This window comes from Bradyrhizobium sp. AZCC 2176, assembly GCF_036924645.1.
GTDB lineage: Bacteria > Pseudomonadota > Alphaproteobacteria > Rhizobiales > Xanthobacteraceae > Bradyrhizobium.
Window position 1 is genome coordinate 445,802 of record NZ_JAZHRX010000001.1, and the last position, 18,865, is coordinate 464,666.

Annotated in this window: 16 protein-coding genes and 1 pseudogene; 6 read left to right on the forward strand and 11 right to left on the reverse strand. The window is 62.9% G+C overall.

All coding sequences use genetic code 11. The annotated features are described in order from the left end of the window. Positions 1 to 21 precede the first annotated feature (21 nt). The 3 genes from V1288_RS01960 to V1288_RS01970 all read right to left on the reverse strand — a co-directional run bounded on the left by V1288_RS01960 (position 22) and on the right by V1288_RS01970 (position 3,929). Positions 22 to 1,719: a benzoate-CoA ligase family protein gene (locus V1288_RS01960; protein WP_334355480.1), complete on the reverse strand. Its 1,698-nt coding sequence runs from the start codon at positions 1,717 to 1,719 to the stop codon at positions 22 to 24. A 185-nt stretch (positions 1,720 to 1,904) separates the two neighbouring features. Next, positions 1,905 to 3,395, reverse strand: a complete 1,491-nt coding sequence (locus V1288_RS01965; protein ID WP_334355481.1) for a flavin-containing monooxygenase — start codon at positions 3,393 to 3,395, stop codon at positions 1,905 to 1,907. 84 nt (positions 3,396 to 3,479) lie between these two features. Beyond that, positions 3,480 to 3,929: a cupin domain-containing protein gene (locus V1288_RS01970; protein WP_334355482.1), complete on the reverse strand. Its 450-nt coding sequence runs from the start codon at positions 3,927 to 3,929 to the stop codon at positions 3,480 to 3,482. Positions 3,930 to 4,311: 382 nt separating this feature from the next. On the opposite strand from V1288_RS01970, the gene V1288_RS01975 reads away from it, so the two are divergent. Further along, positions 4,312 to 5,331, forward strand: coding sequence for an AraC family transcriptional regulator (locus tag V1288_RS01975; RefSeq protein ID WP_334355483.1), 1,020 nt, complete (start codon positions 4,312 to 4,314; stop codon positions 5,329 to 5,331). A 94-nt stretch (positions 5,332 to 5,425) separates the two neighbouring features. Here V1288_RS01975 and V1288_RS01980 read toward each other — a convergent pair whose 3' ends face one another. Continuing rightward, positions 5,426 to 6,238 (reverse strand): alpha/beta hydrolase, encoded by an 813-nt coding sequence (locus V1288_RS01980; RefSeq protein WP_334355484.1) that lies wholly within the window; start codon positions 6,236 to 6,238, stop codon positions 5,426 to 5,428. A gap of 36 nt (positions 6,239 to 6,274) precedes the next feature. Beyond that, positions 6,275 to 6,769: a MarR family winged helix-turn-helix transcriptional regulator gene (locus tag V1288_RS01985; protein WP_212423895.1), complete on the reverse strand. Its 495-nt coding sequence runs from the start codon at positions 6,767 to 6,769 to the stop codon at positions 6,275 to 6,277. 210 nt (positions 6,770 to 6,979) lie between these two features. Here V1288_RS01985 and V1288_RS01990 point away from each other — a divergent pair, with 210 nt between their 5' ends. Together V1288_RS01990 and V1288_RS01995 are read left to right on the forward strand one after the other, a co-directional pair. Continuing rightward, the gene (locus tag V1288_RS01990) at positions 6,980 to 8,155 is read left to right on the forward strand and encodes an ABC transporter substrate-binding protein (RefSeq protein WP_334355485.1); all 1,176 of its coding nucleotides are present in this window, start codon (positions 6,980 to 6,982) and stop codon (positions 8,153 to 8,155) included. Between the two features lie 22 nt (positions 8,156 to 8,177). Continuing rightward, positions 8,178 to 8,633 carry a cupin domain-containing protein gene (locus tag V1288_RS01995; protein WP_171577733.1) on the forward strand — a complete coding sequence of 152 codons (456 nt, stop codon included), beginning with the start codon at positions 8,178 to 8,180 and terminating at the stop codon, positions 8,631 to 8,633. Between the two features lie 13 nt (positions 8,634 to 8,646). Here V1288_RS01995 and V1288_RS02000 read toward each other — a convergent pair whose 3' ends face one another. From V1288_RS02000 to V1288_RS02015, 4 genes are all read right to left on the reverse strand, one after another. Beyond that, complete coding sequence (locus tag V1288_RS02000) at positions 8,647 to 9,897, reverse strand: flavin-dependent oxidoreductase (RefSeq protein WP_334355486.1); 1,251 nt, start codon at positions 9,895 to 9,897, stop codon at positions 8,647 to 8,649. A gap of 79 nt (positions 9,898 to 9,976) precedes the next feature. Beyond that, a complete protein-coding gene (locus tag V1288_RS02005; protein WP_334355487.1) occupies positions 9,977 to 12,325 on the reverse strand; it encodes a bifunctional salicylyl-CoA 5-hydroxylase/oxidoreductase in 2,349 nt (782 codons plus the stop codon). Positions 12,326 to 12,506: 181 nt separating this feature from the next. Continuing rightward, positions 12,507 to 13,343 (reverse strand): enoyl-CoA hydratase family protein, encoded by an 837-nt coding sequence (locus V1288_RS02010; protein WP_334355488.1) that lies wholly within the window; start codon positions 13,341 to 13,343, stop codon positions 12,507 to 12,509. 41 nt (positions 13,344 to 13,384) lie between these two features. Next, positions 13,385 to 14,146: an SDR family NAD(P)-dependent oxidoreductase gene (locus V1288_RS02015; RefSeq protein ID WP_334355489.1), complete on the reverse strand. Its 762-nt coding sequence runs from the start codon at positions 14,144 to 14,146 to the stop codon at positions 13,385 to 13,387. Positions 14,147 to 15,648: 1,502 nt separating this feature from the next. Between V1288_RS02015 and V1288_RS02020 the strand changes: the two genes are divergently transcribed. Continuing rightward, positions 15,649 to 15,870 carry a hypothetical protein gene (locus tag V1288_RS02020; RefSeq protein ID WP_334355490.1) on the forward strand — a complete coding sequence of 74 codons (222 nt, stop codon included), beginning with the start codon at positions 15,649 to 15,651 and terminating at the stop codon, positions 15,868 to 15,870. 80 nt (positions 15,871 to 15,950) lie between these two features. On the opposite strand, the pseudogene V1288_RS02025 reads toward V1288_RS02020, so the two are convergent. Then, positions 15,951 to 16,259, reverse strand: a pseudogene (locus tag V1288_RS02025) (alpha/beta hydrolase); the annotation flags it as partial. Positions 16,260 to 16,357: 98 nt separating this feature from the next. Next, positions 16,358 to 17,545 (reverse strand): CaiB/BaiF CoA transferase family protein, encoded by a 1,188-nt coding sequence (locus V1288_RS02030; RefSeq protein ID WP_334355491.1) that lies wholly within the window; start codon positions 17,543 to 17,545, stop codon positions 16,358 to 16,360. 97 nt (positions 17,546 to 17,642) lie between these two features. On the opposite strand from V1288_RS02030, the gene V1288_RS02035 reads away from it, so the two are divergent. Both V1288_RS02035 and V1288_RS02040 read left to right on the forward strand, forming a co-directional pair. Beyond that, positions 17,643 to 18,572: a dihydrodipicolinate synthase family protein gene (locus tag V1288_RS02035; RefSeq protein WP_334355492.1), complete on the forward strand. Its 930-nt coding sequence runs from the start codon at positions 17,643 to 17,645 to the stop codon at positions 18,570 to 18,572. An 82-nt stretch (positions 18,573 to 18,654) separates the two neighbouring features. After that, complete coding sequence (locus V1288_RS02040) at positions 18,655 to 18,843, forward strand: hypothetical protein (RefSeq protein WP_334355493.1); 189 nt, start codon at positions 18,655 to 18,657, stop codon at positions 18,841 to 18,843. Positions 18,844 to 18,865: the final 22 nt, after the last annotated feature.

The window sequence follows — 18,865 nt, forward strand, 5'->3', positions numbered from 1 at the left end:
CTTTCTCCATCAGGTTAGGCGTTATTCCGCGGCGACGCTTGGAGACGCCGGGCCGGCAGCGGCCATCTGCCGGAGCGCAAAGCGCCTCAGCTTGCCGGTCTCGGTCTTCGGCAGTTGCGCGACATATTCGATCGCACGCGGATATTTGTACGGCGCAATGGTCTGCTTGACGTGATCCTGCAACGCCTGTGTCAGCGCGGCATCGGCAGCCGCGCCGCCCGCCAGAACCACATAGGCCTTGACGATCATGCCGCGTGCCTCGTCGGGTGCGCCGACCACGCCGCATTCGGCCACCGCTGGATGCGACAGTAGCGCCGCTTCGACTTCGGGACCCGCGATGTTGTAGCCGGATGAGACGATCATGTCGTCCGAACGGGCGACAAAGGAGAGCCGTCCGGTCGCGTCGCGGACGAAGGAGTCGCCCGTCAGATTCCAGCCGTCGCGTACATAGTTCGATTGCCTCTTGTCGGCGAGATAGCGGCATCCGGTCGGCCCGCGCACCGCAAGCTTGCCGACAGTATCAGGCGGCAATTCGTTCATGTCGTCGTCGACGATTTTGGCCTCGTAGCCCGTGACCGGATGTCCCGTCGTTCCCGCGACCGCGTCGCCGACCCGGTTGGTGATGAAGATGTGCAGCAGCTCAGTCGATCCGATGCCGTCGAGAATGGTCTTGCCGGTCTTGCGGGTCCAGCTTTCGAACACCGGCGCGGGCAAGGTTTCGCCGGCGGAGACCGCGATCCGCAACGACGACAGATCGGCGCCATTGTCCATCGCCGCCATCATCGCGCGATACGCCGTCGGCGAGGTGAAGCAGATCGTCGCCTTGTAGGTTTCGATGATCCTGACCATCTCGGGCGGCGCCGCGTTTTCCAGCAGCGTTGCGGTCGCGCCGAACCGCAAGGGGAAGATCGCCAGTCCGCCGAGCCCGAACGTAAAGGCCAGCGGCGGCGAGCCGACGAAAACATCGTCTTCAGTTACGTTGAGGACTTCCTTGGCGTAACCGTCCGCAACAATCATGAGGTCGCGATGGAAATGCATCGTCGCCTTCGGTTCGCCCGTGGTGCCCGAGGTGAATCCAAGCAGCGCGACGTCGTCGCGTCCTGTCTTCACGGCGTCGAACTTCACCGGTTTGTTCAGCGCTACCCGATCGAGCTCGGCATCATGGTTGGACGTGCCGTCGAAATTCACTACCTGCTTTAGGAACCGGCTGTTCTTCGCGCACGCGACCAACTCGTCGGCGATGCGGCTGTCGGTCAGCGCCAGCGCAATCTCGGCCTTGTCGACGATCTTGCCCAGTTCGCCGGCGCGCAGCATCGGCATGGTGTTGACGACAACGGCGCCGGCCTTGGTGGCCGCAAGCCAGGCCGCGACCAGCGCCGGGTTGTTGCCGGAACGGATCAGGACGCGGTTGCCTGGCTTGACGCCGTAATTCTCCACCAGCGCATGCGCGAGGCGGTTGGACCAGTCAGCCAGCTCCTTGTAGGTGCGCTGGCGGCCGTTGCCGATCAGCGCGATCCGGTCGCCCCAGCCTTTTTCGACGATACGGTCGGTCAGTTCGACCGCGGCATTCAGATATTCCGGATACTGAAACTCGGCCCGGTCGAGCAGCAGGTCCGGCCATTGTTCGGACGGCGGCAGATTTCGCCGCGCAAAGTCATCGACATGGGCCGATGGGCCAAGGGTCCGACCAAGGGTCTGGCTGGGAGTTCTACCTGACATTTTCGTCTCCCCTCGCTTCGATCAATGAAAGGCTCGAGATCAATATCGAGGACGCCCTGGCAACGCCGTCTCGCAAATCATTTTAGGCTTAAAGCAATTTTTCGCAAGGGGTAGAATCGTGGGCGGAATCACGCCTCTCCGCCGCCGAGATTGACCTGACGGCGGCAGCGCCATGGAACCCATCCTCAAGCTGCGCGGTAAGCCGGCGCCGAGGCCAGGAAGCGGCCATAGGCCGCGGCATCGGGCGGGGTAAATTTCTCCACGAGCGGATTGGTCCGGCGTCCGGATACGCCGATATCGGCCAGTAATTCGTCGAAATGCTTGAAGTGATAGGGCGCGACGCATAACCCGCCATAGACGCCAGCCGCCGGCCGCTCGACGCGCTTGAAATGCAGCATCATCTCGATGTTGTCCCTCATCTCCTGAGGCGTGGGCTGACGGACGAGTTGGCCATCGGCGTAGCGCACCAGCCAGTTCGCGGCGAGGTCTGCGCACAACACCGTGCAGAAGCTCGAATTGAAACCGACGAATCCCATCTCGGGCAGATCCGGATTGGCGATCAGCCGATAGAGCCGGTACTGCCCGTCGGGATCGACCAGCCTGTCGCGGTACGCCTGCGGCAGGAACGGCACGCCCAGTTTGTAGCCGATCGCGAGCACGGCCGCGTCGGCCTGGACGCGCTGTCCGCCGGTCATCACAATCGAATTGCCGTCGTAGCACTCGAAGCTGCCGCGAATGGCCTTGATGCGGCCGTCGGCGACCATCGGAAAGAATCCCGGCGTGGCAATCGGCACCGAGCAGTTGACGCCATCCTCGATCCTCTCTTTCGGCACCATGTCGCATTTGCCGAGCTTGAGCTGAACCTTCAGCAGGCTCTCCAGTCCGCGCCAGTTGGCCCAGACGAGCGGCTTTGCAACCGCATGCGCGAACCGCGACATCGCGCCGATGCCCCAGCTCCGGAACATCTCTTCCTGCGCGCGGATGTAGAGAATGCGTTTGAAATTGACCAGGCCACCGATGAAATACGGAATCCGCCACACCGGCTCGCGGTACACCAGCGTCACTTCCGCCGCGCCGGAATTCACCGCATTGACCGCAATATCTGTCGCCGATTTCGATCCGCCGAGCACGACGATCCTGCGGCCTTTGGCGATCGCCGGATCGTTGTATTGCGAGGAGTGCAGGATGCGCCCGCCCTGCCCCTTGAAAGATTCTTCGCCGGGCAGGTTGAGCGTCTGGGGCTCGTTGAACTGCCCGGTACAAACAGCGACAAAATCGAAATCCTCGTGACTGATACCACCGTCCGGCCCCCGCAACTCGAGCCGCCAGCCGGGCGCCGAATCGGGACGGCGGTCCATCTGCACCACGGACGTGTTGAAGCGGATGGCCCCGAGGAGATCGTTGTCTTTGGCGTAGTCAGTTAGATAGGCATGGACCTGCGGCCCCTTCGGCCATTCCGGATAGGAATCCGGCATCGCCTTGTCGGTGTAACGATAGAGATCCTTCGGGCTTTGCGTCTGCACCTCGGGATAGGAGCGCGATGGCTCCCAGACGCCACCGAGATCGCCGCTGCGCTCGACAACCGTGATCTGATGTCCGCGCGCGGCGAAGGCTTTTGCTGCGGCCAGCCCGGATACACCGGCGCCGATGATGCAAACCTGTTTTTGCGTGACCATGACAATTCTCCAGCAGGGATCGGCCCCAGAACTGAGGGCTCAACGCGTTGCGGTTTCCGGCGCAGTTGCCCGGCGGTTGTGAAGCTATTCGTTGGCTTCGGGCGGCAGGAAGTTCACTTCATGTTGCGCGGATATCCGGACTACCTCTTCGGGATCCGTCAGATTGTGAAGCTGGTTGAACAGCGCTTCGAGCTTCTGCATCGGCGACACCCAGAACAGCGCGCGCGCCGGCTTGTCGGACTTGTTGAAATAGCCATGCGGAATGCCGCGTGGCATTCGAACGAGGTCGCCGGCCTTGGCCTGCACCCAGACGCCGTCGAGCTTGAGGTCGAGCGTGCCCTCCTGCACCAGGATGAATTCATCCTGCGTCGGATGGATATGCACCGGCACGAACTGGCCAGGCTCGCTGTTTGTCTCGAAGGCAAAGGTTGAATCGGTCACGGCTTTGGGGAAGTAGACTTGACCCAGGATGTTCCAGGTCTTGCCGCCGTAGCCCGTGCCATTGGCAGTGACGCCTTTTTCGAGTGCTGCCATGTCGCCATCTCCTGTGTCGCGGTTGGGTTGGTTGCGAAGGTCAGAATGGTTCGCGCAGGCTCTGCCGCGGCGGGCCGGCCGTCTAGCCGGAAAACGAATCCCGTCCGCGTGACATGAGAAGTTTCGGATTGCTGCGGCGCGGAAATATCTGGCGTCGTCATTCCGGGACGATGCGAAGCATCGAGCCCGGAATCCATTTCACAGCAGCGCATACCGCCCGATGGACTCTCTGATGTGCAAGTGCACATCAGAGCTCGCGCTACGCGCGCCCCGGAATGACTGCGACTGCCCTCCAATCAGGCAACCAATGGCCATCAAACCGCCTTCCCAACCACCGCCCCGCCAGATATTATAGGCTTCAAATAATGCGAGGGGCCGGGCCGTGGCGAGAGCTACCAGCATTCCCCAGCATGACCCCGCCGCCCGGCTGGCGGCGTTCAACCGCGTTTCGACCGACAGTGTCGACGATGCCGCCGACGCGGTAGGACGGATATTCTGCCCGCATCGCCTTACGCCCGAGCACAGGACATCGCCCGACTTTTTTGCGCTGCATAACAGCGCGGTCTTTGGCGGATTCTCCGTCAACTACGTCGCCTATGGCGGGTCAGTGTCGATCGACCCCGGCTGTCTCGAGCGCTTCTTCCTGTTGCAAATTCCCGTGCACGGTTCGGCGCGGATCCAAACGGCCTCGCGCGACATTGCAACCGATCCTGGCACCAGCGCTTCGCTATTGTCGCCGACGATTCCCACCCGAATGACCTGGCAGAACAATTGCGCCCAGATCATTCTGCTGGTCGAGCGCCGTGTGCTGGAACAACGGGCTGCGGCGCTCTCAGGCCGGCCTGCAGGCGCGGTCGAGTTCGAGCCCGTGGTCGATCTCTCCTCCATGGGCGGCCGGGCGCTTCAATCGCAGATTTTGGAATTAGTCGATCTCGCCGAACGTCTCGGACCGCAACGGCAGCTTTCGCCGACAGCGGCGGCCGCCATGCGCGAGACGCTGCTGGGTGCCTTGCTCCACGGCCAGCGCCATAGCGCCAGTGACGCGGTCGACCGATTTGGCGGTCGGGCCGAAGCACTGCCACCGTCGTTACGGCGGGCACGCGAGTTTCTCCATGCGCATGCAGACGAGCCGCTCGACCTTGCGCAACTGGCCAGAACCGCAGGCACGGGCATTCGTGCGCTGCAGCTCGGCTTTCAGCGGCACTTCGGAACGTCGATTTCGGAAATGCTGCGCGACATCCGGCTCGCGCATCTCAATATCAGATTGGCCGCCGCCTCCCCCGACGAAAGCATCACCGATATCGCATTCGAACTCGGGTTTACCCATCTCAGCCGAATGGCAAGCGCCTATCGCGCCAAATTCGGTGAAACGCCCTCGGCGACCCTGCGCGGCATGAACTAGAGCGCGGTTCTGATTGAATCAGAACCGGACTCTAGATTCTCGTTTTGACGCGTTTTCTTGACGCGAACCGGCGTCCACTTCGCTTGAAAACGCTCTACCGCCCGGCGAGTTGCTTCAGCCGCAGCGTCATCGGCGAGTTGGGATCGGCGAGCGGCGCAATGGCTGTAAAATGGTTGGCGTCGGGAACCGTCGCAAATCGCGTCGCGATGCCGGCCGCATTCCAGGCGTCGACAATGGTGTGGCTCTGCCGGAGATATTCGGCGCTCTCTTGGCCTCCGACCACCGCGTCCAGGGTGCCGTGCGACGGCGATTTCCAGAACAGGGGGCTTACCGCTCTCGCGGATGCATCGTCGAGCTTCAAGGCCGAGTTGATGGATGTCGCGACCAGCGGACGAAGATCAAACAGGCCCGAAATGGCGTAGGCTGCGGTCACGAGTGGGTCAGGCAGCGACGCATCGAAGGCGCGCCAGTCGGTCGCCAGCATGCAGGCGGCGAGATGGCCACCCGCGGAGTGTCCGCTGACGACGAGCGGCCGCCCGAGTTTTGCCAGTTCCCGCAAGGCCGCTCGCATCTCGCCGATGATCTCGGCTATCGAAACAGCGGGACACAAATCGTAGCTCGGCACGGCGACGTCGATGCCGTGGGCGTTCAGCCCACAGGCGAGATGACTGAAGAACGAGCCATCCAGCGCCTGCCAGTAGCCGCCGTGAATGAAGACGACCATCGCGCCCGCACCGTCGCCGGAAAACAGATCGATCCGGTTGCGTTGGCCTGTCCCGTAAGCAATCACCTCGAGACGCGCCTGATGCGCCTCGCGATAGGCCGCTGCATCGCGCGACCAGCCGACGATGATCGCGGGGTTTTCCGGAACCCGCACGCGATTGTTGTATTCGGTTTCGTAGTCCACATCCGCGCTCAACGGATCACCCTTCCCGCTACCGCGTCAGCCCGTCCGTGCCTTCGCGGACTTCTGCGCCGACGCCTTGGTCTTGGCCAATAGACGCATCAATTCGCGGACGTCCTTCGGCGTCAGGTCCCCGAAGACATCGGCAATCCACAATTCGTGCTCCGCCGCCATCTTGCGGAATTCGGCCCGCCCCGCCTTGGTCAGGCGGATCACCTGCACACGGCGATCGGCATCCGACGTGCGGCGGTCGAGATGCCCGGATTCGACCAGGCGCTCGACCAGCCCGGTGACGTTGCCGTTCGAGACCATCATCCGCTTGGAAACATCGGACAGCGTCATGCCCTCCGGTACCTTGTCGAGTTGGGCCATCAGATCGAACCGCGGCAGTGTGACGTCGAAACGCTCGCGCAGGCGGCTGCGCACCTCACCCTCGATCAGGGTCGTGCAGGTCAGGAGGCGAAGCCACAGCCTGAGTTCGTCGCCATGATGTTCCGGGAGCTCGACGGCCTTGGTTTCTGAATCAAGGATCATGATGCAAATCTTGTCCGGCTTGGGCGTTCGGTGATCCGAACAGACCACAGCTTGCGATCATTGCCCAGATTTCTTTAGGTTTCAAGTAATTGGCGCGTGGCTTGCATGGAGGCGATGTGCTTGCAGGTGCCGTCACCATCAGAATAAGCTGCATCCCGAGCATTTGGTGCGACCTGGGTTTCGGCTGCAGAGGCCGAACGGAGAATAATCATGAAGCAGTCGTTGAAGCTGAGCGGACTTGCCGTTTTGCTGGGTGTTGCCACAGCTCCAGCCGCAGCGCAGGAGAAAATCAAGATCGGCGTGATCACGACCTTGTCCGGCCCGGCCGCCGTCCTCGGCCAGCAATCGCGCGATGGCCTGCAACTCGGAATCAAGGATCTCGGCGGCAAGATGGCGGGCAAGGACGTCGAGGTCGTCGTCGTCGACGACGAACTCAAACCCGACGGCGCCGTGACCAAGGCCAAGGGCCTGCTCGAGCGCGAGAAGGTCGATTTCGTGGTCGGGCCGATCTTCTCCAACATCCTGCAGGCCATTCACCGGCCGGTGACCGAGAACAAGACGTTCCTGATCAGCCCGAACGCGGGGCCATCGAGCTATGCCGGCAAGGAGTGCAGCCCGTTCTTCTACGTGACCTCGTACCAGAACGACCAGGTTCACGAGATCCTCGGCAAGGTCGCCCAGGATCGCGGCTACAAGCGCATGTACGTGCTGGTGCCGAACTATCAGGCCGGCAAGGATTCGGCAGCCGGATTCAAGCTCGACTACAAGGGCGAGATCGCAGAGGAAAGCTACACGCCGCTGGGTACGCTGGATTTCCAGGTCGAGCTGACCAAGATCGCATCTTCCAAGGTCGATGCGCTGTTCACCTTCATGCCGGGCGGCATGGGCGTCGGCCTCGTCAAGCAATACCGGCAGGCCGGCCTCGCGGACAAGATTCCGGTGCTGTCGGCATTCACGGTCGATGAATCGACCCTGCCGGCGCAGCAGGACGCCGCCGTCGGCATGTTCGGCGGCGCCAATTGGGCGCCGAACATGGACAATCCCCAGAGCAAGAAGTTCGTAGCCAGCTATGAAGCTGCCTACAACAGCGTGCCCGGCACCTACGCCATGCAGGGCTATGATACGGCCATGCTGATCGACAGCGCAGTGAAGGCGGTGAGGGGCGACCTCAAGAACAAGGACGCCGTTGCCGCCGCGCTGAAAAAGGCCGAGTTCACCTCGCTGCGCGGCGACTTCAAGTTCAACGTCAACGGATATCCGATCCAGAATTTCTATCTGACCAAGGTTGCCAAGCGTCCGGACGGAAAATTCCAGACCGAGATCGTCGAGAAGGTGTTTTCGAACTACGGCGACCGCTACGCCAAGGATTGCACGGCGGCCAAATAATAATTGAGGAGGGAGTGACACCATGAAGACCGAAATCGCCGGCATCACCCGCGCCAATGAAGGCATCCAGGGAATTTCCTGGAGCATCCTCGGCCAGACCTACGTGCCGAAAAACGTCACCGAGCATTCCTTCTCATGGCATGCGACCTTCCCGCCCGAAACCTTCGTGCCGCCACATATTCATCCCGACCAGGACGAATATCTCTATATCCTCGAGGGCCAGCTCGACTTCTTCCTCGACGGCGCCGACACGCAGGCTACGCCCGGCGATCTGGTGCGGCTGCCGATGGGCAAGCCGCACGGCATCTTCAACAAGTCGGGCCGCACCGCGAAGACGCTGTTCTGGGTGTCGCCGACGCGGCGGCTCTACGATCTGTTCTGGGCGATCCACAACATGAAGGAGCAGACGCCGGACGCGGTGGTGGCGCTCGCGGCCGAGCACAACATCCACTTCCTGCCGCCACCTCCGGGGGCGTGAGGCTACCGGACTTTTACCGCACCGCCGCCAGTCCGAGCGGCGGCGACGCGAAGCCGGCCTTGGAGGCGTAGCCGCGCACGATCGCCTCGCGCTGGGCGTGGCTCAGCACCTTCTCGATGTCAGTAAAGCCATCCGGCGCCAGTTGCTCGACCGCGTCGATCACCCCTTCCGGCCCGCCGCGGCGGTTCGCGCGCACGATCTCCGCTGTCATCGGCAGACGCTTCTTTTCATAGGCCACCAGCGCCTGACGCGGATGCTCGGCACGCGCCAGTTCGTCGGCGAGCGCTCGCGCATCGAGGATTGCCTGCGACGCGCCGTTCGATCCGACCGGATACATCGGATGCGCGGCGTCGCCGAGCAGCGTCACCCGCCCCCAGCTCCAGTACGGCAGCGGATCGCGGTCGCAGCACGGATATTCGTAGAATTCCGGCGTCGCCGAGATCAGGCTGCGCACATCGACATACGGCACCTTGAACCGCTCGACGTGCGGCATCAGTTCTTCGCGCTTGCCGGGCCGCGACCAGTCCTCGCGGCGCGGCGGCGGCACATTGCCCTCGCCGATCTTCACCATGACCGCCCAATTGGTCAGCCGGCTCGCGGGGTTCGATCCTTCCGCGATCGGATACACCACGACCTTGGCGTTCAGCCCGCCCGCCACGATCATCGAGCGGCCGGTCAGGAAGGCCGGCCAGTCGCGCGCGCCGCGCCACAGCATGTGTCCGTTCCAGCACGGCGGCCCTTCGTCCGGAAATAGCATCTCGCGCACCCGCGAATGAATGCCGTCGGCGCCGATCAGGATATCGCCGCGCGCGGTTTTGACATGGGCGCCGGTGCGATCGAAGAAATGCGCGACCACGCCGCCCTCGTGCTGCGCGAACGCGCCGAGACGGCAGCCGGTGTGGATCGCCTCAGGCCCGAGCCGTTCCTCGACGGCGCGATGGATCACGCTTTGCAGGCGGCCGCGATGAACCGAGAATTGCGGCACGTCGTGACCGGCATCGAGCCCGCGCGGTTCGCTCCAGACTTCCTGGCCATGGCGGTTGAGATAGTACAATTGATCGGTGCGAACGGCGGCAGCATCCAGCCGGTCCAGCAGCCCGAGGCCGGTCAATTCTCTGATCGCATGTGGCAGCGTGTTGATGCCGACACCGAGCTCGCGGATACTTTCGGACTGCTCGAACAACTCGCAGTCGATGCCGCGCGCCCGCAACATGAGCGCAGTGGTGAGACCTCCGATGCCGCCTCCGGCGATGATCGCTTTCATGCGCGCTACTCCAAACTCTCTCCTTCAACCTCGCCCCGCTTGCGGGAGAGGGAGGGATCGAGCAAGCCTGCCATCCGGCCTATTCGGCTGCAAGTGGCTTTGTCGCTTCGGCTTTCAGCTCGGCGCGGGTTTTCGGCTTACCCTTGATTTTGAGGTCCTCGAAATCCTGCCGGTCGCGCACACTGTTGCGGAAGATTTGTTCCTTGCCCGGCAGATATTGCGGCGGACAGGCGATATCGGCGCCGTACCAGGCGGCCGCCCGCATCGTGAACGACGGATCGACCAGATGCGGACGGGCGAGCGCCACCAGGTCGGCGCGGCCAGCGGCCAAAATCGTGTTCACCTGGTCCGCCGTCGTGATGTTCCCGACGCACATGGTCGCGACCCGGGCTTCGTTGCGAACCTGATCGGAGAACGGCGTCTGGAACATGCGGCCATAGATCGGTTGCGCGTCGCGCACGGTCTGTCCTGTCGAGACATCGACCAGATCGACGCCGGCTTCGCCGAACGCGCGTGCAACCGCCACCGCGTCGTCGCCGGTGATGCCGCCCGCCGCCCAGTCGGTGGCGGAGATGCGAACCGACATCGGCTTGTGCGCCGGCCATGCCGCGCGCATCGCCTCGAACACTTCGAGCGGATAACGCAGCCGGTTGGCGAGCGTGCCGCCATATTCGTCGGTGCGCTGGTTGGTCAGCGGCGAAATGAAACTCGCCAGCAGGTAGCCATGGGCGCAGTGCAATTCCAGCATGTCGAAGCCGCAGGCCTCGCCGCGCAGCGCTGCCGACACGAACTCCTGCTTGACGCGGTCCATCGCGGCGCGATCCATCTCGCGCGGCACCTGGCTATCGGGGAAGTAAGGCAGCGGCGACGCCGAGATCGTATCCCAGCCGCCCTGCTCGAGCGGCCGGTCCATGCCCTCCCACATCAATTTGGTCGCGCCCTTGCGGCCGGCGTGTCCAAGCTGCAGGCAGATTTTGGCGGCCGAATTGGCGTGGACGAAATCGACGATGCGCGTCCATGCCGCCTGCTGCTCGTCGTTCCACAGACCGGTACAGCCGGGCGTGATGCGGGCGTCGCGGCCGACGCAGGTCATCTCCGTGAAGATCAGGCCGGCGCCGCCGATGGCGCGCGAGCCGTAATGCACCAGATGGAAATCGCCGGGCACGCCTTCCTTCGCGGAGTACATGCACATCGGCGATACCACCGCGCGGTTTCTGATTTCCATCTCACGCAGCCTGAGCGGCTGGAACATCGGCGCTACTGGCTTGTCGATATCGACATCGAAGCCCTTTGAACGGACCTGCTTTGCAAAGGCCGTGTCGACCTCGCGGACGAACTCGGGCGCGCGCAGCGTGAGGTTATCGTAGGTGATCGCCTTGGCGCGAGTCATGACGCCGAACGCGAACTGCACGGGATCGAAGTTCCAGAAGCGGTCGACATGCTCGAACCAGACCAGCGACACGTCGGCAGCATGCTGGGTCTTCTCGACCTCCTCGCGCCGGCCGTGCTCATAGGTCTGCAACGCGGCATCGACTGTCGGCGCCTGTGCCATGGCATCGGCAAGCGCGATTGCGTCTTCCATGGCGAGCTTGGTGCCGGAGCCGATCGAGAAATGCGCGGTCGCCTTGGCATCGCCAAGCAGCACCATATTGTCCTTGACCCAGCGCTGGCTGCGGATCATCGGGAAATTGCGCCACATCGAGCGGTTGATCAGCAGGCGATGGCCGTCGAGGAACCAGCCGAAAATCTCGGCCATCCGATCGGCCGATTGCTGTTCGTTCAAGCCTTCGAGCCCGGCGCGTTGGAAGGTTTCGGCGTCGGTTTCGAAAATCCAGGTCGAGCGGCCGGCCTCGTACTGATAGGCATGCGCGATGAACGGACCCCACTCGGTCTCCTGGAAGATGAAGGTGAAGGCGTCGAGCGGCTTGGTCGAGCCCATCCAGGCGAACTTGTTGGAGCGCAGGTCGATCTGCGGCTGGAAGTGCTCGATATATTTGTCGCGGAAGCGGCTGTTGATGCCGTCGGCGAGCACGATCAGATCGGCATCGGCAAATCGCGCCTCGTCGTCGATATCGGTTTCGAACAGCAGCGTCACGCCCAGTTCGCGGGCGCGCTCCTGCAGGATCAGCAGCAGCGTCCGGCGCGAGCAGCCGCAAAAACCGTTGCCGCCGACGCGGTGCACGGTGCCGCGGAAATGCACGGCGATGTCGTCCCAATAGGCGAATTCCTGGGTGATGCGGCGGTAGCTCGGCGGATCGTATTTCTCGAAATTGTCCAGCGTCGCATCGGAGAACACCACGCCGAAGCCGAAGGTGTCGTCGGCGCGGTTGCGCTCATGGACCGTGATCTCGGCCTGGGGCCGCTGTTTCTTCAAGAGGATCGCGGCGTAGAGACCGGCCGGTCCGCCGCCGATAATCGCGACCTTCATCTACCGCCTCCGAAACAGGCTGTCGGGCTAGTTCGAAATTACTTTAAGCCTAAAATAATTTTCCGGCAAGGGGGCTTGGCCGGTTCGTAGCCCGAATGGAGCGTAGTGCAATCCGGGATTCTCGCGAGATCAGGCAGCGGTCCCCGGGTTTCGCTTCGCTGCACCCGGGCTACGACCCCCCTCAGTTCCCTTGAAAAACCGGGGTCCGCTTGTTCGAAAAAGCCTCGAAAGCGCGGGCGAAATCTTCCGTGGTCATGCAGAGCGCCTGCGCCACCGCTTCGGCCTCGATCGCCTCTTCCACCGACATCGCCCATTCCATCGCCAGCATACGCTTGGTCATGGTGTTGGCGAAGGTCGGCCCATCCGAAATCTGCTTGGCCAGCAACTGCGCCTGCGGCAGCACCGCGTCCGGTGTGACGATGCGGCTGAAGAAGCCCCAGCGCTCGCCCTCCTCCGCGGTCATGAAACGGCCGGTATAGAGCAACTCGGATGCCCGCGATTGGCCGATGATGCGCGGCAGGATCGCGCAGGCGCCCATGTCGCAGCCGGCGAGGCCGACCTTGTTGAACAGGAACGCGACCTTGGCGCCGGTGGCAGCCAGACGCAGGTCGGAGGCCATCGCGACGATCGCGCCCGCGCCGGCGCAAATGCCCTCGACGGCGGCGACGATCGGCTGCGGGCACGCCCGCATCGCCTTCACGAGATCACCGGTCATCCGGGTGAAGGCGGTCAGCCCCTTGGTGTCCATCTGTATCAAGGGACCGATAATCTCGAACACGTCGCCGCCCGACGAGAAGTTTCCGCCCGCGCCGGTCACGACGATGGTCTTGACCTCGTCATCCATCGCGCAGGCGCGGAAGAAATCGGTGAGCTCGCGGTAGCTTTCGAAGGTCAGCGGATTCTTTCGATCGGGACGATTGAGCGTCACCGTGGCGACGCGATCGACGACGGCCAGCAGAAAATGCTTCGGCGAATAGTCAGCCAGCGGCAGCGTGACGGGATTGGCGGGCTTGCTCATGGGATCTCCCTGAATTTAATCGTTATCGATGTAGCAGCCGATCAGACTTCGCCGCCCGCCACCGCAATGGCCTGTCCGGTGATGGCGCCGGCGCCCTCGCCGCACAGCCACAGCACGGCGTCGGCTACTTCCGACGGCGCCACGAGGCGTCCTTGCGGATTGTGCTTCGATAGCTCCGCGATCGCCTGCTCGCGGCTGCGGCCGGTCTTCTTGATGATGTTCTCGATCGAGCCTTCCAAGAGATCGGTCTCGGTGAAGCCCGGACAGACGGCGTTGACGGTGATGCCGCTTTTCGCGGTCTCCAGCGCCAGCGAACGGACGAGGCCGATCACGGCATGTTTCGCCGCGCTATAGGCCGAGACATAGGCGTAGCCCTTGAGGCCGGCGGTGGAAGCGACGGCAACGATCCGCCCGTGGCGGCGCTCCACCATTCCAGGCAATACCGCCTGCGTGGCGTGGACTACGCCCATGAAATTGACGTCCATCATCCGCTGGAACAGCGCCGGATCGGAGCGGCCGAAGGGTGCGGATTCCGCCGCGCCGGCATTGGCAATCAGCCAATCGATCGGCTGCCGCGCGGCGGCTTCCGCAACGGCCGATTTGACCGACGCCTGATCGGCGACATCGGCTACGGCTGCGAACTGCGCCGCGCCGGATGCGACGGCTTCGTCGAGCGTTGCGCGGTTGCGGCCGAGCACCGTTACCGTTGCGCCCGCTTTCGACAGCGCCGCCGATATCGCAAGCCCGATGCCGCGCCCGCCACCGGTGACGAGCGCATGGGAGGAACGCGACAATGGGGACATGGTCAAGCCTCCTGGATGAGGGTTCAGCATATATTTTAAACTTCAAGCTTTTGCAAGGAAGCGGCGGGGGAACGTGGTTACGGCGGTGCGGTCGTCCCTGCCTAGTGCGCAATTGCGCACTAGGCAGGGACGACGTGAGGATGGATTTCGGGTTCGACCGTCAAACAGCTCGCCCGCAATGAAGTAGATATGGTTTCACGATCTCGCGGCGCATTGCGCCCGAGGTTTGCCTGAAAACTTCCGGCCCTCGTTGTCAGAGGGCGCAGGGAAGACCGGGTGCTTGCTGCACCCGCGGTCTCGCGTGCGATTTGCGCAAACAAAACTGCACACGAGCATACAGGGCAGCGGGAGCATTCCGGCCTTCCCTGCGCAATGGCTTTACGGCTTACTTCGTGCTCTTCCCGGAGAACGGCTCTATTGCCTCCGTCGCCAGCGGGATACTTCCCGCCAACTTAGCGCCAGCACCGCGGCGCCCGAACCACACGACTTCACCGTACGCGTCCGGCGCGTACGTCTAGCGCGCCATCTGCGTCCATCGCATCTCACCGCACGTTCGTGACGATCGCGAGCCGCCCCTCTTCTTACGGTGAGACGAGCGGAGTTATCCGACTGATTTGGGTTAGAACGAAAGCGGAATATTTTTGATTCCGGGTCTTGACGCGATTTCTGAAAATCAGAAGTGATTTGCCCGTCGCGTTATCGTGTCGCAGGCCGCTGCATGAATTGCGCTTGCGCGCGAAGCAAATCAGTTCACGGTCCGTAAGGTGGGCAAAGCGCAAGCGCGCCCGCCTTGCTTGTTCATAAGCGATCGGACTTTGGTTGCAATCATCCCGCTGCAGCGCCTAATTCATATCGGTCAACCAGTTGTATTTGACGATTGTCGATCGAATAGCTCCCCGCTCCGCGAACGAAGAAATGAATTAAGCCGCCGAGGATGGCAGTATTTTTGAGGAGTGGGCCGACATGGCCCGGGGCGAGATGAACTGAAATCGTTACTGGCACAAGCGTGACGAGAAGAGCCAAAGCTGACAGTCGCGTCAGATAACAACCTAACGCGAAATCCCCCGATCATCTGGTCAATGCAGATTTTGATGCATCTGGAATTGGCACCTTTGAAAAAGTCTGCTTTTCGCAGGGTCGGTTGGAAGTGATCGGCGCAAGGTCAAAATGACGTGATTGTGAGGGGCTTCGGATGCCGGCCCACCGTGACGGCGCTACGGACTCCAGGGCTGGCGTCCGAAACCCTTCACAACAGCGGAAGTCACGGGACGTCACTCCGGAAGTCCGGAGGTACGCTCGTAGAGCGGCTGACGAGATGGAACAGGAGCCGCCAGGTTGTGCGAAGGGAAGCCCCGCTCGTCGAGGCTGAACATGAACGGAAGCCGGGCCTTCTGTTCATGGTGAATTCAGTTTCGCCGGCTAACGTGATCTCACGGCCACCAGAGGTGGCCGGGTTTCCAGCTCCTGGACTGTTTCCAACTCCTAGACTGAAAGGACACCACATGCTCAAGAATATATCTGCTCCGGTTCTTGTTGCATCGCTCCTCGCTGGATCTGCAGCAATTGCTGCCGGTAGCGCCGTAGCTCACGATATCAAGTCTTCTGTGGACGCAAAGGCGCAGGCGACAGTAGACCAGCCGGTCGCGCTGAGTAACTCCGAGATGTCGGCCGCCAAGAAGGCCGCGAAGACGAAGAAGACCAAGAAGACAAAGAAAGAGATGTAGGTCCTCGCTTTGCGGGAGGTGCGCGATGACGCGGCTGAAGCGGCATCGCGCCACCGCGGCGGCGGAATTTGGCTGCGTGCCTAGCCCGGCATGAAGGCGTCGAATGCGGCCCAGAGCTGCGCGCGATAGCGGTCGTCTTCCTGCAGGATTTCGTGCCTCGCACCCGGAATCACGCGATGCGATGCCGCCGGAAGATGTTGGGCAAACTCCGCATTGGCTGGGGCCGATACGATGCGGTCGTTGCCTGCCGCGAGCATCAGCACCGGCTGGCGAATCCGGCCGGCAAACTCTGGCGGACGAAACTCGCCCATCGCCGCAAAGGCCGCGTCGAACCACGCCACGGTCGGCGACGCAATCCCGAGCGTTGGATCGGCCTCCAGGATAGCCGCGCCGCACCGTTTCGAAATATTTTTCGATGCATTCGCCGCGCCCGGCGAAGACGAACAGGGCGCCGGGTCACCAAGCGCCATGTCATCGGCCGCCGCATCTAGATGATCCCGCCTCCGCGCAGCGCGGCGATCGCATCCGAATCATAGCCGATATCGGCGAGCACGTGATCGGTGTGCTCGCCGAGCGTCGGCGGCCGCGACACGATTTCGCCCGGGGTCTCCGACAGCCGCACCGCGGCGCGCGCCGTCGGTGCAGGGTTCGGCAAGCCCGGATAGTCGACATCCTGCATGAAGCCGGTGGCGCGGATGTGCGGATGTTCCAGCGCCTGTTGCGGGCTCAGGACAGGCCCTGCCGGAATCATCGCTTGGCCCAGCGTATCGACCGCTTCCTGTGTGGTGCGCTCGGCGCACCAGCGCGCCATTCGCTGGCTGATGATCGGGCCGTTGTCGCCGCGCTTGAGATCGTCGGCGAAACGCGGGTCGTTCAGCCAGTGGTCCGCCTCGCCCATCAATCTGGCCCAGCGGATGAACAGCGGCTGGCCGGTGACCTGGCACAGCACCCAGCCGTCCTTGGTGCGATAGATATCGGCGGGTGCCGCGGTCTGGCCGAGATTGCCGGTCGGGACACGGTTGGCTGATATCACCGCCTGCTCGATCAGCGTTGCGTTGGTGAAGGAGAGCGCGGTCGCCAGCAGCGCGCCCTCGACGATCTGCCCGCGCCCGGATTTGCCGCGCTCGATCAGGGCGGCGAGCGTGCCGAACGCGCAATGCAGCGCGGTGCCGAAATCGACCCAGTTCACCGCGGCCCGGTACGGCGGATCGCCCTTGCCCGTCATATACACCGCACCCGACATCACTTGGCCAACGCCATCGAAGCCGACGCGGTCCGACCACGGTCCCGGCCCGCCGAAAGCGGTTGCCGTGGTCAGGATGATGTCCGGCTTGATCGCTTTCAACGATTCATAGTCGAGCTTCATCGCCCGCAGCGTCTGCGGCGGCAGATTGGCGACGACGACATCGGCGGTCGCGACCAGCCGGCGCATCACCTCCTGCCCTTCCGGCTTCATCGGATCGAGCGTGATGCATTTCTTGTTGCGGTTGACCTGCAGGAACAGCGCGCCCTCGCCGCCTTCGCCCACGGGTGCGACAAAGCGATCCTCGCTGCCGTCGCGTTTCTCGACGCGAATGACTTCCGCACCGAATTCGGCCAGCAAGGTCGCGCAATATGGCCCCGCGATATAACGCCCGAAATCGAGGACGCGGACGCCCTCCAGAACTCCCCCCATCGATCTTTCCCTTGTTCTTGCCGCTCGATTGTGCCGAGTTGATGAATGAATTGGACGGCCATACAATCACTGATCCCCTTCGAATGGAACATCCAGAATGACCCCGACTGCACAACGGCCCTATCGCGGTGTTTTCCCCGTCGCTCCGACCATTTTCGACGACCGCGGCGAGCTCGATCTCGCCGGGCAACGCCGCTGTATCGACTTCATGATCGACGCCGGCTCCAATGGCCTCTGCATCCTGGCCAATTTCTCCGAGCAGTTCGTGCTGACCGATGCCGAGCGTGAACAGGTGATGCACGCAGTGCTGGAGCATGTCGCCGGCCGGGTGCCCGTGATCGTGACGACGACGCATTTCGGCTCGCGCATCTGCGCCGAGCGCAGCCGCCAGGCCCAGGACGCGGGGGCGGCCATGGTGATGATCATGCCACCGTATCACGGCGCCACGTTCCGCGTGCCGGAAAAGGCCATTTTCGACTTCTATCGCACCGTGTCTGACGCCATCGATATCCCGGTCATGATCCAGGATGCGCCGGTTGCCGGGACGCCGCTTTCGGTCGACTTGCTGGCGCGCATGGCGCGGGAAATTCCGAACATCCGCTATTTCAAGATCGAGGTGCCGATGGCGGCAGCGAAGCTGCGCGACCTCATCGCCGCCGGCGGCGACAACATCGAAGGGCCCTGGGACGGCGAGGAAGCCATTACGCTGATGGCCGATCTCGATGCCGGCGCGACCGGCGCGATGACGGGCGGCGGCTATCCCGATGGCATAAGGCAAATCGTCGATCCGTATCTGGCGGGGCGCCGGGAAGAAGCGATGGCGTCCTATGCGCGCTGGCTGCCGCTGATCAATTACGAAAACCGCCAGTGCGGCTTGCAGGCTGCGAAGATCCTGATGAAGGAAGGCGGCGTGATCGGCTCGGACGCGGTTCGTCACCCCCTGCAAAGGGTTCACCCGGCGGCGCGCGCGGGCCTCATTGAAATCGCCCGCCAGTTCGATCCCGTGGTGTTGCGCTGGGGACGGTGATATCGCCATGACGGCTAGACGCAAAAGCTCTCGGTAACGGAACCTTCGTTTCGGTCAAACGTAAAAGTCAGGGAGGACTGACATGACCGAACAACAGACCTTTGCCTTGCTGCTCGGCGAGGCGGCGATGGCCGTTTGGGGCGATATGCCGCGCGACATTCAAGAAGCGCTATTCGAGACCGCGATGCGCGAGCGGGAAGACCTGCGCCACGGCCTCGCCTGTCTGCTGCATGAGCGGCACCCCAGAACGCAGCATCCGGCCAGGCCTTAACTGGCCAAGCCCGCCTGATGCC